The following is a 13193-nucleotide window of genomic DNA, read 5'->3' on the forward strand; positions in this document are numbered from 1 at the left end:
TGTATTGATTTAATTTATTTTCTTTAGATAGTAATTCGTTTTTCTAAACCAACTGGTTTGATTTCCATTTGGATAACTATGAATAAATTGTAGGGTTATGTAATTGTTTTTTAAAAATATTATGGCCCATTTTCCATTCATTGAAGCACCTCTAGGTTCAACTTCAAGTTGAGAAGGAAATTGGTCTAAAACGAGTTCTTTTTGATTTGAAATTTTAAAAATATAAAGTAACTCATCATATGAAACACTATTGTTTTTTTTACCAATATATAATTCATTAATGTTTGTTGAAAGATTTGGTAGCCTTTCGACCCAACCCGTTTCATGCAAATACAAAAGTTCCCATTTTGAATCCACAGAAATGGAATCAATATTTGAAGTTGTCGAAATTTCTTTAATAATTTCAAAATGTTTTTTTAAAGAATCCTTTTGAGTTTCTTTTGTCAGTTTATGTTCAAATAAGAATTTCTCTTCACTTTGATTTTGCGAATGAGATATAAACGCAATAAGAAACAGCATTGCATTGAGTATTTTTTGCATGAATTTAAAATTTAAAGTTAGGCAATCTCTGGTATTTATTGTCAATGTATTTATAGCAACCTTCTGAAGTTATTATTTCGTTTAAAGAATAGTTGTTTACCAAATCTCCTTCACTTGAATATTTAGCATTTGAAATTATAATTTCTGCTCCCTGAAATTTAAAATCACAAGAGAAGTTTTGTGAACCTCTTGATTTTTCAGGTTTTTTATATGCATCAAATTCATTGTAATTGTGCTCATAAGTTTTATAGAATTCAAATACTTTTTTTTTGGTATCTAGATTCCAAATTTCATATTTAAGATATTTTTTTCTTTTTAAAATATCAAAAGTACCACCATGATTACTAACCACATAATCTAAATTAATAGTTAGGATGATTTCTTTATTCTCTTTATTGTCAATTTGAATTGAATCTTCAACGTTAAAAAAAAGAGAACCAAAACCTTCTCTATCTATTTTTGGAAAAAATAAAGTATCTTTTTTCTTATTGTAAACATAAAAAGCATCTTTTTCACCTTTGGGTTGATGAATTCGAGAGTAACCTAAAGAAAAAAATAGTAAAAATGAAAAAGTAATTGGTTTCATAAAAGGCTCTTTCTAGTATAGAGCACTATTTATATGAAAAGGTTGGAAAGCCAATTAAATTTTTTTCTTTATGTCTAATTTTTGAAGTTTTTTTGGCAAAATTTACCCAAACAAAACCCCAACTACATCTTCAATTTTGGCTACTAAAACCACTTTGATTTTAGTGTTTTTTAAGGCAATTTTATTGTGTTTGGAAACTAAAATGGTTGTGAAACCTAATTTTTCAGCTTCTTGAATGCGTTGGTCAATTCTATTTACTGGACGAATTTCTCCAGATAAACCCACTTCACCTGCAAAACAAAATCCTTCTTCAATGGCAATGTCTTCGTTGGAAGATAAAATAGCAGCTACAACAGCTAAATCAATAGCTGTGTCATCTACATTAATTCCACCAGTTATATTTAAAAAGACATCTTTTGTGCCTAAACGGAAACCAGCACGCTTTTCTAAAACAGCCAAAATCATGTTTAAACGTTTGGCATTATAACCAGTTGTGCTTCGTTGAGGTGTTCCATAAACTGCTGAACTTACCAACGATTGAATTTCAATCATTAGTGGTCGCATTCCTTCTAAAGTACAAGCAATAGCAGTTCCAGAAAGTTGTTCGTCTTTGTGTGAAATTAATATTTCTGATGGGTTATCCACTTCGCGTAAACCACTTCCTAGCATTTCATAAATTCCTAATTCGGCTGTAGAACCAAAACGATTTTTTAAAGAACGAAGAATTCTATACACATGATTTCTGTCACCTTCAAATTGAAGTACAGTATCAACCATATGTTCTAATATTTTTGGTCCAGCAATGGTTCCATCTTTTGTGATGTGTCCAATTAAAATAACAGGTACATTCGATTCTTTGGCATATTTAATCAACTCAGCGGTACATTCACGAATTTGAGAAATACTTCCAGCAGAAGATTCGATATAATCTGTATATAAAGTCTGTATTGAATCTATAATCACAATTTCAGGTTCAATATCTTGAATTTGTCTGAAAATGTTTTGGGTTTTAGTTTCCGTAAGAATATAGCAGTTGTCGCTATTTGGTGTAATTCTTTCGGCACGCATTTTAATTTGTTTTTGGCTTTCTTCACCAGAAACATAAAGCGTTTTATAAGGTAACTTTAGTGATATTTGAAGTAAAAGCGTACTTTTTCCTATTCCAGGTTCACCACCTAATAAGATCAAAGAACCAGGAACAATTCCACCACCAAGAACTCTGTTTAATTCGTTGTCTGTTGTATTTAATCGAATTTCTTGAGCCGAATCAATTTCTTTAATTAATAAAGGTTTTGATGCTTTTGAAGTTGAACCAGAATCGCTTTTCCAAGTTTTTTTTTCTTCTTTTTGAATGATTTCTTCTACAATCGTATTCCATTGTTTACAATTGTGACATTGTCCTTGCCATTTAGAGAAAGGAGTGCCACAATTTTGACAAAAAAAAGATGTTTTTACTTTACTCATTATTGACCTGCTCTTTTTCTTTTTAAATCTTCTAGTTTTTCAAGCATAAATCCTTTGGTAAACATGCCAATATCTTTGGAAACATATCCTTTTTCAACAGCTTTTATTGCTTTGTCAAAATCACCTTCTTTTTCATGATATGAGGCTTCAATAAAAAAGGGTAACATTGTTTTAGGGTATTCTTTGCTTGCTAATTTTTCTAAATTTCTTAATTCGTCAGTTGTTCCATTCTTCATAATAAGATTTTGAATAGCCATAAAATCAATTAATCTTATTTTCATATCAACACCATAAAGTGCATTGATTTTTTTATATTTTTCAGTAAGAAAATCTAAGAACCCACCTGTTGAAGAGTCTTGCAGCTCTTTGTATTCTTGTTTGTTGATAGGCTGATATCCTTTAAAAACATGATATAAAGCTTGTGGAACAGCAACAGGAACCATTGAATAGTGAGAAAAACCATCTAATTGTAAATATTTATAAGAAACATTTTTATTTAAAACAGTTTTAAGGTTTTCATCTAGTAACTTCACTTTTTCATAAATTGATTTTTCATCAGTTGGAGAAGAAACTTGAAAATAACTGATTGGTTTAGGCATCATTTTCATTCGATCTTCAATTCTGTTTTCCATGTCATAAGCTAAATCAGGACAAAATGAAATATAAGCATCAAATATTGGATTGTCTTTATAAAGGAAAAAGTTTAAAAATCCAGCAGTAACATCATGACCAGCAATTGCTTTAAAAGAAACAGTTCTATAGTTGTCGTTGATATAAGGAATAACTTCAGAAGCAATAAATTCATAAAAGGCACCACTTTTTTCAGTTGGTAAACCATCTTCGTCTCCTTTTGAATCAATCATTCTGTCGTTGTTTTTGCCTTGATGAATTCCGACTAAGATAACTTCGGGTAAATCATCAAAATAATAACCATATTGTAATGAACCATTGAAAGGATCTAATAAATATTCACCATCTAAAAGATAAATTACAGGATATTTTTTGTCAGATTCAAACTCATATGAAGGAGGAAGAATAATGGAAATTTGTCTTGATTTTCCTAATTTGTTTGAATCTAATGTTTCAGTTTTCTTTTGAGCTATTGAACTTAAAGAGAATAAAAAAAGTAATAAAAAGTATTTTTTTGTCATAGTATGTTTCTTATAAAAGAATGGCAATTTAACCAATTATTTGTCCTTATTGAAAAAATGCAATAATAAATATGAGATAAGACCCAATATAATGGTAAGTAGAGTTTGAGAAGTCCAAATAATCCATCCTAATGCAGCTCCAGCACCTTTGTTAATGCCATAAAGCAATAAAACAGTTTGAATTGAAATTGGAAAAGCTCCAATGCCACCATTTGTAAATCCAATAGCAACACTTCCAAAAATGAATCCCATTATAACAATGCTGAAAGATATATCCGAAGTTTCTTGGATAGCGAAAATACAAACATAAAACATCATTAAATAAGAGAACCAAATAAAAAATGAAAAAAACAGGTATTTCCAACGGTTTTTCATTATTAAAATACTTGTCATTCCTTCAATTAACCCAGCAAATTTTTCTTTTAAAGTATTGACAATTTTCCAATTTGAACGAAACCAAATGAATAGAAAAACAATACCCATTACAAAAGCGATTATACCAATAAAAATTAATTTTGAAGGAGAAATGTTTCTAAAAATAAAATCACTAATTGTATCAAATTGAAAAACAAATGCAATGAAAACAAAAAGTAGAAATATGATTAAATCAACAACTCTTTCTGCTACGATTGTTCCAAATCCTTTAGCAAAAGGGACTTTTTCGTATTTTTTTAATAAAACGGCTCTTGTAACTTCTCCTGAACGTGGAATTGTTAAATTAACTAGATAAGCCACACCAACAGCAAAAAAGTTATTGTAGACCTTTGTATTGTAACCTAGGTGATTTAAACTATATTTCCATCTATAAGCTCTTGCCCAATAACCAACAATTGCTATACAAAGCGATAAAAAAACATAACTGTAGTCTGCATTTTTAAAATACAGCTTTATGTTTTCTAATTGCTCTGGTGTTAAACTTGTATATTGGTAATAAATTAGCCCAATTCCTATGAGTAGAGGAATTGTTAAACTAGCAATTTTTTTAAATGGAGAGGCCAAAATTAGGTTAGTAAGTTGTTTTCCTCATTTGGGAAAACAAGTGCGGGTTTAAAAACTTTAGCTTCTTCAATACCTAAAATTCCATATGCAATGATGATGATGACATCACCTTTTTGAACCCTTCTTGCCGCTGGGCCATTTAAAGTAATCTCTCCTGATTTACGATTTCCTTTGATGGTGTAAGTTTCAAAACGCTCACCATTATTGATGTTTACAATTTGAACTTTTTCACCTTCAATTAAATTAGCTGCTTCCATTAAATCTTCATCAATGGTTATACTTCCAATATAATTTAAATCGGCTCCAGTTACAGTTACTCTGTGAATCTTAGATTTTACTACGTGAATTTGCATGGTGCAAAAATAATTAATTAAGTGAAATATTATCTATTAATCTGATATTATCTATAAAAACCGCAATGAAAGCTCTATATTTTTTGTTTTTAGATTTTCTATTACATGTTTTTAAAGTAGTTTCTTCAGCGATTTCAAAATATTCCAAGGTTATATTTTTATTTTTTTTAAATGAGTTTTCTATCCATTTAGTTACTTCTTTAGCACTTTTTGTGCCAAACTTTTCTTTGGCAGTTACTAATGTTTTATAAATTATTGAAGCCTCTTCTCTGTCTGTTTTTGAAAGTCTTTCATTTCTTGAACTCATAGCTAAACCATTTTCTTCTCTAAAAATAGGACACCCAACGATATTTACCTTTAAATTATTTTTTGAAACTAGTTTTTTAACAATTTGTAATTGCTGAAAATCTTTTTCTCCAAAATAAGCATTTGTAGGTTGAACGATTTCAAATAATTTTTTTACTATAGTACCAACTCCATCAAAATGTCCTGGACGATGTTTTCCTTCCATTTCATTTTCAATTCCATCATAATTGAATGATATTGAATTGGTTTTGCCTTCGTAAATATCATCTACAGAAGGAGCAAAAACAATACAACCTGGACAAACTGTTTTTATTTTTTCAATATCTCTTTCTAATGTTCTAGGGTATTTTTCTAAATCCTGACTATTGTTAAATTGCGTTGGATTAACAAAAATACTAACTACATTATAATCGTTGTTTAGAATAGATTTCTTTATCAATGATAGATGACCTTGATGAAGAGCACCCATTGTTGGGATAAAACCTATGGCACAATTTTTGTCCCAAATTGTTTTTAAATAAGCAGTTAAAAGTGCTTTTTCTTTAAAAATTTGCATCAATAGTAATAATAAATTGACTGCAAACTTACTATTTTAGTAGATAAATACATAAAATTTTGTAATTTTGCATGTTTTACAATTTGAAAATAAACAATTTTATGGAGGATAAAAGGATTTTGTATGTGTCATCTGAAGTAGTTCCTTACTTAGCCGAAAACGAGGTGTCAATACAATCTTATGAATTACCAAAAATGATTAATGATTTAGGAGGGCAAATTAGAATTTTCATGCCTAGATATGGTAATATTAACGAACGAAGACATCAATTACACGAAGTTATACGTCTATCAGGAATGAATTTGGTGGTAAATGATGTAGATATGCCTCTGATTATAAAAGTTGCCTCAATTCCTAAAGAAAGAATTCAGGTTTACTTTATTGATAATGATGAATATTTTAAACGAAAAGCTACATTTTCTGATGAAGAAGGTGTTCTATATCCAGATAATGATGAACGAGCAATCTTTTTTGCAAAAGGAGTTGTGGAAACTGTTAAGAAATTAAATTGGGTTCCAGATGTAATTCATGTTCACGGTTGGATGGCTTCTTTATTGCCAATTTACTTGAAGCATTATTATAAAAACGAAGGAATTTTTAATGAGACAAAAATTATAACTTCAGTATATAATCAATCTTTTGATGGAGAATTAGATGTTAATTTGATTAACAAGATGATTTTTGATGAAATTCCTGAAAAGAGTATTTCAGACTTAAAAAAACCTAATTATGAAAACCTATTGATGGCATCAATACAGCATTCAGATGGTATTGTTGTTGCGTCTAGTGATTTGTCTTCAAGTTTAACAAAATTTATAGAAAGTTCAAAAAAACCTTTTTTACCTTTCACCCCAAAAGAAAGCTTCAATGAGGTTTACACAGATTTCTTAAAAAACAAGGTTTTAAAATAAAATTTATGAATACATTCACTAAAGCACTTTTACTTTTATTTGCTTTTACTTTTATTTCGTGTGATAAGGATTTTAACACATTAGGCTCAGATATTGTAGGTGATGAGCATTTTAATTTTGAAAAATACAATGCTGAAAATCTTAATTCTTATATTAAGCCAACTGGAGCTGTTCAAACAAATAATTTGCCTATAAATTCGCTGGGAATTTACAGTAATTCTGTTTTTGGTACCACTAAAGCTCATTTTGTTTCTCAAATTGAAATGGTAAATCCTGACCCTAGTCTTGGTTATAATCATTACATAGATCCAGTCAAGGATTCAGTTTATGTTTATATTCCTTTTTATAGTACTTTAGAAAGCACTAGTAATGAAGGTGATAGGGTTTATAGAATAGATTCTTTATATGGTGATAATGAGGCTAAATTTAATTTAAAAGTTTATGAGAACGGTTATTACTTAAGAGATTTTGACCCTTCAACGAATAACCAAACTACACAAAAATATTATTCTGACTTTAAACCAACAATAGATAATTATAAAGGAGCACAAGTTTTAAATAATGGTGATGTAAATGAGAATACTGAATTCTTTTTTGACAATAAAGAAATACTTATATACAAAACTAATGGCAATGGTCAATATTATGATAGTGAAGATCAGTTAACTAATGATCCAGATAAATACGTTATTAAAGAAAGAAAGTTACCAGGTATTTGGTTAAATTTGAATCAATCAGTTTTTAAATCAAGAATATTAGATGCTGTTGCTCTAGGAAAACTATACAATAACAATACTTTTAAACAATATTTTAAAGGTTTGTATTTTGAAGTTGAAGAAAATGTTACAAATCAAGGATCTCTTGTTAAGTTAGATTTTTCTAAAGCGGAGTTAGTAGTTCAATATCATTATTATTTTGAAGATGGTGTAACTAATCCTGAATTAGCTTTAAAAAGTTCTTTAAAGTTTCAAATGGGCTATTCTGAAACTGGTACTAAAAAGAGTAATTCTGTTAATTTATTAGAATTTTCAAATATTACATCTTCATATTCTGAAGCATTATTGGGAAATAATAATGATGGGAAATTACATTTAAAAGGAGGTGTAAATGGTTCAGTTGCTTATATTGATGTTTTTAACGATGCAGAATTAGCAACATTAAAAGCAAAGAAATGGTTAATTAATGAAGCAAATTTGGTGTTTTATATAGACCAAACAACAATGTTAAGTGCTGATTATGAACCACAAAGAGTCTATTTATTTGACGCAACCAATAATAAACCTTTATTGGATTATTATGCAGATATTTCTGTTGGTTCAAGTCCTAAATTTAATAAATATATTCATGGAGGTATTATTCAAAAAGACAGTGATGGAAGAGGCACAAAGTACAAAATTAGAATTACTGACTATATAAATAATGTTTTAAATGGTACAAATCCTAATAATAATGGAAATGCTCGATTAGGGTTGGTTGTAACTGAAAGTATTGGAATTGTTACAAATGCATTTTTAAAAACACCATTTACTATTGGTTCTGATGAAATAAAATATGTACCTGTTGCTTCAGTAATGAACCCTTTGGGAACAGTTTTATATGGTACACAAAGTACAGACCCTGATAAAAAATTAAAACTAGAAATTTATTACACGGAACCTAATTAATTAATTATATGTGTGGAATCGTAGGTTACATTGGGCATAGAGAAGCTTATCCAATTATAATAAAAGGATTAAAGCGATTAGAATATAGAGGTTATGATAGTGCTGGTCTAGTTTTGTTTGACGGAACAGATTTAAAATTATCAAAAACCAAAGGGAAAGTTTCAGATTTAGAATTAAAAGCTGAACAGGAAGGAACCACTAAAGGCTTAGTTGGAATGGGACATACTCGTTGGGCAACTCATGGAGTTCCAAATGATGTGAATTCTCATCCTCATTTTTCAAATTCTGGTAAATTAGTAATTATTCATAATGGGATCATTGAAAATTATGAACCACTTAAAAAAGAATTGATTAAAAGAGGTTACACTTTCAAATCAGATACAGATACAGAGGTGTTAATCAATTTAATTGAAGAAGTTAAGAAAAAAGAAAAATGTAAATTAGGTAAAGCGGTTCAAATTGCTTTAAATCAAGTTGTAGGAGCGTATGCTATTGCAGTAATTGATCAAGGGAAGCCAGACGAAATTGTAGTAGCTCGTTTAGGTAGTCCATTAGCACTAGGTATTGGTGAAGACGAATATTTCATTGCTTCGGATGCTTCTCCATTTATAGAATATACATCAAATGCTATTTATTTAGAAGATGAAGAAATGGCAATTGTGCGTTTGCATAAACCAATTAAAGTTCGAAAAATCAAAGATGATTCATTAGTTGACCCATATATTCAAGAGCTTCAGATGAATTTGGAGCAAATTGAAAAAGGAGGTTACGATCATTTTATGATGAAAGAAATCTATGAACAACCAAGTGTTATTAAAGATACCTACAGAGGAAGACTTTTAGCTAATAAGGGAATTATTCGTATGGCTGGTGTTGAAGATAACCTTGAAAAATTTACGAATGCTAAAAGAATATTAATTATAGCTTGTGGAACATCTTGGCATGCAGGATTAGTAGCTGAATACATTATCGAAGAATTTGCTAGAATTCCTGTTGAAGTAGAATATGCCTCAGAATTTAGATATAGAAATCCAATTATAAACAAAGACGATGTTATAATCGCAATTTCTCAATCAGGAGAAACGGCTGATACTTTAGCAGCTATTAAATTAGCTAAAGAAAACGGAGCTTTTGTATTTGGAGTTTGTAATGTTGTAGGTTCATCAATTTCTCGTGAATCTCATGCAGGAGCTTATACTCATGCAGGTCCAGAAATTGGTGTCGCATCTACAAAAGCATTTACAACTCAAATTACAGTTCTTACAATGTTAGCATTACGTTTAGCTAAGGCAAAAGGAACTATGAATAATTCTGACTACCAAAGATATTTATTAGAATTAGAATTAATTCCAGAAAAAGTTGAAGAAGCGCTTCAAACGAATGAAGTGGCAAAGCAAATTGCAGCAATTTATAAAGATTCACCTAATTGTTTATATTTAGGAAGAGGTTATAATTTTCCAGTAGCTTTAGAAGGAGCATTAAAATTAAAAGAAATTTCTTATATTCATGCAGAAGGTTATCCAGCAGCAGAAATGAAGCACGGGCCAATTGCATTAATTGATGAATCAATGCCAGTAATTGTAATTGCACCCAATAAAGGACATTATGATAAAGTGGTAAGTAACATTCAAGAGATTAAATCACGTAGTGGTAAAATTATTGCTGTTGTTACTAAAGGAGATACACAAGTAAAAGCATTAGCTGACCATGTTATTGAAATCCCTGAAGCTACTGAAGCATTAACACCATTGTTAACTACAATTCCTTTGCAGTTATTGTCCTATCATATCGCGGTTTTACGCGAATGTAATGTCGATCAACCTAGGAATTTAGCAAAATCAGTAACCGTAGAATAGTATATTTAAAGCGAAATTGAAAGATTTCGCTTTTTTATTGCAAAAAATTCAAAAAATAAATTGCAAAAGTGTTTTGAAAAAAACTATCTTTGCACACGGAAAAAAGCATCTTTTTTTCAACAGTAAATAGCTATTAAATAAATACATAAGTAATGTCTAAAGTTACAGGAAAAGTTTCAAAAATTATCGGACCAGTTGTTGACGTAGTTTTCAGCACAGAAGGTATCGAACTTCCAAAAATTTACGATTCATTAGAAATCACTAAAAAAGATGGTACATTATTAGTACTAGAAGTACAATCTCATATTGGAGAAAATACAGTTCGTACTATCTCAATGGATTCAACAGATGGTTTAGCAAGAGGTGTTGAAGTAGTTGCTACTGGTGCTCCAATTCAAATGCCAATTGGTGGAGAAGTTTTTGGACGTTTATTTAACGTAATTGGTGATGCAATTGACGGATTAGGAGATTTGCCAAAAGCTGGAGCTAGTGGTTTGCCAATTCACAGAAATGCACCTAAATTCGAAGATTTATCAACAGCTACTGAAGTATTATTTACAGGAATTAAAGTAATTGACCTTATTGAGCCTTATGCAAAAGGAGGTAAAATTGGATTATTCGGTGGAGCAGGTGTTGGTAAAACAGTACTTATCCAAGAATTAATTAACAACATCGCAAAAGGACATGGTGGACTTTCAGTATTTGCTGGAGTTGGTGAAAGAACTCGTGAAGGAAATGACCTTTTAAGAGAGATGTTAGAATCAGGAATTATCAAATACGGTGATGATTTCATGCACTCAATGGAAGATGGTGGATGGGATTTATCTAAAGTAGATAAAAATATCATGAAAGATTCGAAAGCTACTTTCGTTTTCGGACAAATGAACGAACCACCTGGAGCTCGTGCTCGTGTGGCATTATCAGGATTAACTATTGCTGAATATTTCCGTGATGGAGCAGGAGATGGACAAGGAAAAGACGTACTTTTCTTCGTTGATAACATCTTCCGTTTTACACAAGCAGGTTCAGAGGTTTCGGCTCTTTTAGGTCGTATGCCATCTGCGGTAGGTTACCAACCAACTTTAGCAACAGAAATGGGTGTGATGCAAGAGCGTATTACATCAACAAAAACAGGTTCTATTACTTCTGTACAAGCGGTTTACGTTCCTGCGGATGACTTAACGGATCCAGCACCAGCAACAACGTTTGCTCACTTAGATGCTACAACGGTATTATCTCGTAAAATTGCAGAGTTAGGTATTTATCCTGCGGTTGACCCATTAGATTCTACTTCAAGAATTTTAACTCCAGAAATCTTAGGAAAAGATCATTATGCTTGTGCTCAAAGAGTAAAAGAAATATTACAGCGTTACAAAGAATTACAAGATATTATTGCAATTCTTGGTATGGAAGAATTATCTGAAGAAGATAAATTAGTAGTAGGTAGAGCAAGACGTGTACAACGTTTCTTATCTCAACCATTCCACGTAGCTGAGCAATTTACAGGTATTCCTGGAGTTTTAGTAGATATCAAAGAAACTATTAAAGGATTTAACATGATTATGGACGGTGAATTAGATCACTTACCAGAATCTGCTTTCAACCTTAAAGGTACTATCGAAGAAGCTATCGAAGCTGGAGAAAGAATGTTATCAGAAGCATAATTTGTTGTTAGTTGTTAGTTGTTAGTTGTTAGAAATACAACCATCAACCATCAACCATCAACTATTAACTAAATAAATATGATTTTAGAAATAGTATCACCAGAAGCTACATTATTTAAAGGAGAAGTTACTTCAGTAGCTTTACCAGGAGTTAATGGTGAGTTTCAAATATTGAATAATCACGCACCAATTGTTTCTTTATTAACAAAAGGTAATGTTAAAATTAATGCTCCAAAAATCACTATTGAAAAAGAGTTTATTTCTAAATTCAATAAAGTTAATGAGCAAACATTTTGGTTACCAATCAATTCTGGAACAATCGAAATGAATGAAAATAAAGTTATTGTTTTAGCTGACTAATACAACAAACTTATTATAAAAAAAGCCAAACGTTATTGTTTGGCTTTTTTATTTATATTTAATGTTATTTATTCTTTTACATATTCCAATATATCAGCGGGTTGGCATTCTAATTCTTCACAAATAGCCTCAAGAGTAGAAAATCGAATTGCTTTTGCTTTACCTGTTTTTAAGATAGACAAATTAGCAACAGTAATTCCAACTTTCTCTGCCAATTCATTACTTTTCATCTTACGTTTGGCTAGCATTACATCTAAGTTTACAATTATTGGCATAGTTATATGGTTAATTCGTTTTCTTCTTTTTGTGTTTTTGCAATGGTAAAAACTTCACTTAAAACCATAAAAAATAGTCCTAAACAAAAAAGCATTACATAAGAATTCAATCCCATTTCAAAACTTACTTCTTTTCTTAATAGTTTAACTAGAAATGCTGGAATTCCAGTAAAAAGAGCAGAAATTAATAATAAGATTCCAATTGTATTTAAATTTTTGATTACTTCTAAATCAAATATTTTACGCTTTTGAAAAGCTCTTAAAATTTTTCTGAATAAAAAAAGACAGTATAGAATTAGTAGAGCAGCAAGTAATATAAAAAGGAATAGAATCTTCGTCTGAAAATCTATTACTTCTACTTCAACACCATTTAAAGTAATTGGAATGCCAAGTGGCTCATCACTAAGTAATACATAACCGAAAAATGAAAGTATTGCTGGAATTGTTATAAATGACATGATCCACACAAAGTCTACAATCGCTTTTAAAATATTTAGTTTTCTCATAA

General features: G+C 30.2%; 14 protein-coding genes. 5 read left to right on the top strand and 9 right to left on the bottom strand.

Going from position 1 to position 13193, the window contains the following annotated elements:
* Positions 1-9 precede the first annotated feature (9 nt).
* The 7 genes from ACFO3U_RS01210 to panC form a co-directional block, all read right to left on the bottom strand.
* Positions 10-540, bottom strand: a complete 531-nt coding sequence (locus ACFO3U_RS01210; protein WP_379737635.1) for a hypothetical protein — start codon at positions 538-540, stop codon at positions 10-12.
* Positions 541-544: 4 nt separating this feature from the next.
* Positions 545-1126, bottom strand: a complete 582-nt coding sequence (locus ACFO3U_RS01215; protein WP_379737637.1) for a hypothetical protein — start codon at positions 1124-1126, stop codon at positions 545-547.
* Between the two features lie 102 nt (positions 1127-1228).
* Complete coding sequence (gene radA / locus ACFO3U_RS01220) at positions 1229-2590, bottom strand: DNA repair protein RadA (RefSeq protein WP_379737639.1); 1362 nt, start codon at positions 2588-2590, stop codon at positions 1229-1231.
* Positions 2590-3741: an alpha/beta hydrolase gene (locus ACFO3U_RS01225; RefSeq protein ID WP_379737641.1), complete on the bottom strand. Its 1152-nt coding sequence runs from the start codon at positions 3739-3741 to the stop codon at positions 2590-2592. The genes radA and ACFO3U_RS01225 overlap by 1 nt, the downstream gene beginning before the upstream one ends.
* Positions 3742-3777: 36 nt before the next feature.
* On the bottom strand, positions 3778-4740 hold the full coding sequence (locus ACFO3U_RS01230) for a lysylphosphatidylglycerol synthase transmembrane domain-containing protein (RefSeq protein ID WP_379737643.1): 963 nt from the start codon (positions 4738-4740) through the stop codon (positions 3778-3780).
* Positions 4741-4742: 2 nt separating this feature from the next.
* On the bottom strand, positions 4743-5093 hold the full coding sequence (panD, locus tag ACFO3U_RS01235) for an aspartate 1-decarboxylase (protein ID WP_379737645.1): 351 nt from the start codon (positions 5091-5093) through the stop codon (positions 4743-4745).
* Between the two features lie 13 nt (positions 5094-5106).
* On the bottom strand, positions 5107-5955 hold the full coding sequence (gene panC / locus ACFO3U_RS01240) for a pantoate--beta-alanine ligase (RefSeq protein ID WP_379737646.1): 849 nt from the start codon (positions 5953-5955) through the stop codon (positions 5107-5109).
* 101 nt (positions 5956-6056) lie between these two features.
* Between panC and ACFO3U_RS01245 the strand changes: the two genes are divergently transcribed.
* The 5 genes from ACFO3U_RS01245 (at position 6057) to ACFO3U_RS01265 (ending at position 12410) form a co-directional block, all read left to right on the top strand.
* Positions 6057-6866, top strand: coding sequence for a glycogen/starch synthase (locus ACFO3U_RS01245; protein ID WP_379737648.1), 810 nt, complete (start codon positions 6057-6059; stop codon positions 6864-6866).
* Between the two features lie 5 nt (positions 6867-6871).
* Positions 6872-8530 carry a DUF4270 domain-containing protein gene (locus ACFO3U_RS01250; RefSeq protein WP_379737650.1) on the top strand — a complete coding sequence of 553 codons (1659 nt, stop codon included), beginning with the start codon at positions 6872-6874 and terminating at the stop codon, positions 8528-8530.
* 8 nt (positions 8531-8538) lie between these two features.
* Positions 8539-10386: a glutamine--fructose-6-phosphate transaminase (isomerizing) gene (gene glmS / locus ACFO3U_RS01255; RefSeq protein WP_379737652.1), complete on the top strand. Its 1848-nt coding sequence runs from the start codon at positions 8539-8541 to the stop codon at positions 10384-10386.
* Positions 10387-10538: 152 nt separating this feature from the next.
* Entirely contained in the window at positions 10539-12050 is a 1512-nt protein-coding gene (gene atpD, locus ACFO3U_RS01260) for a F0F1 ATP synthase subunit beta (protein ID WP_379737654.1), read from the top strand.
* 78 nt (positions 12051-12128) lie between these two features.
* On the top strand, positions 12129-12410 hold the full coding sequence (locus ACFO3U_RS01265; RefSeq protein WP_379737656.1) for a F0F1 ATP synthase subunit delta/epsilon: 282 nt from the start codon (positions 12129-12131) through the stop codon (positions 12408-12410).
* Positions 12411-12478: 68 nt separating this feature from the next.
* On the opposite strand, the gene ACFO3U_RS01270 is transcribed toward ACFO3U_RS01265, so the two are convergent.
* Positions 12479-12685, bottom strand: a complete 207-nt coding sequence (locus tag ACFO3U_RS01270; RefSeq protein ID WP_026717633.1) for a helix-turn-helix domain-containing protein — start codon at positions 12683-12685, stop codon at positions 12479-12481.
* 2 nt (positions 12686-12687) lie between these two features.
* Positions 12688-13191, bottom strand: a complete 504-nt coding sequence (locus ACFO3U_RS01275) for a DUF2975 domain-containing protein (protein WP_379737658.1) — start codon at positions 13189-13191, stop codon at positions 12688-12690.
* Positions 13192-13193 lie beyond the last annotated feature (2 nt).

Source organism: Flavobacterium ponti, from assembly GCF_042652765.1.
GTDB classification, from domain to species: domain Bacteria; phylum Bacteroidota; class Bacteroidia; order Flavobacteriales; family Flavobacteriaceae; genus Flavobacterium; species Flavobacterium ponti.

Excerpts from the sequence above, each read along its gene's own strand:
- ACFO3U_RS01210 (WP_379737635.1), bottom strand. The coding sequence starts at position 540 with ATGCAAAAAATACTCAATGCAATGCTGTTTCTTATTGCGTTTATATCT.
- ACFO3U_RS01215 (WP_379737637.1), bottom strand. The coding sequence starts at position 1,126 with ATGAAACCAATTACTTTTTCATTTTTACTATTTTTTTCTTTAGGTTAC.
- radA (WP_379737639.1), bottom strand. The coding sequence starts at position 2,590 with ATGAGTAAAGTAAAAACATCTTTTTTTTGTCAAAATTGTGGCACTCCT.
- ACFO3U_RS01225 (WP_379737641.1), bottom strand. The coding sequence starts at position 3,741 with ATGACAAAAAAATACTTTTTATTACTTTTTTTATTCTCTTTAAGTTCA.
- panD (WP_379737645.1), bottom strand. The coding sequence starts at position 5,093 with ATGCAAATTCACGTAGTAAAATCTAAGATTCACAGAGTAACTGTAACT.
- panC (WP_379737646.1), bottom strand. The coding sequence starts at position 5,955 with ATGCAAATTTTTAAAGAAAAAGCACTTTTAACTGCTTATTTAAAAACA.
- ACFO3U_RS01245 (WP_379737648.1), top strand. The coding sequence starts at position 6,057 with ATGGAGGATAAAAGGATTTTGTATGTGTCATCTGAAGTAGTTCCTTAC.
- ACFO3U_RS01250 (WP_379737650.1), top strand. The coding sequence starts at position 6,872 with ATGAATACATTCACTAAAGCACTTTTACTTTTATTTGCTTTTACTTTT.
- glmS (WP_379737652.1), top strand. The coding sequence starts at position 8,539 with ATGTGTGGAATCGTAGGTTACATTGGGCATAGAGAAGCTTATCCAATT.
- atpD (WP_379737654.1), top strand. The coding sequence starts at position 10,539 with ATGTCTAAAGTTACAGGAAAAGTTTCAAAAATTATCGGACCAGTTGTT.
- ACFO3U_RS01265 (WP_379737656.1), top strand. The coding sequence starts at position 12,129 with ATGATTTTAGAAATAGTATCACCAGAAGCTACATTATTTAAAGGAGAA.
- ACFO3U_RS01270 (WP_026717633.1), bottom strand. The coding sequence starts at position 12,685 with ATGCCAATAATTGTAAACTTAGATGTAATGCTAGCCAAACGTAAGATG.
- ACFO3U_RS01275 (WP_379737658.1), bottom strand. The coding sequence starts at position 13,191 with ATGAGAAAACTAAATATTTTAAAAGCGATTGTAGACTTTGTGTGGATC.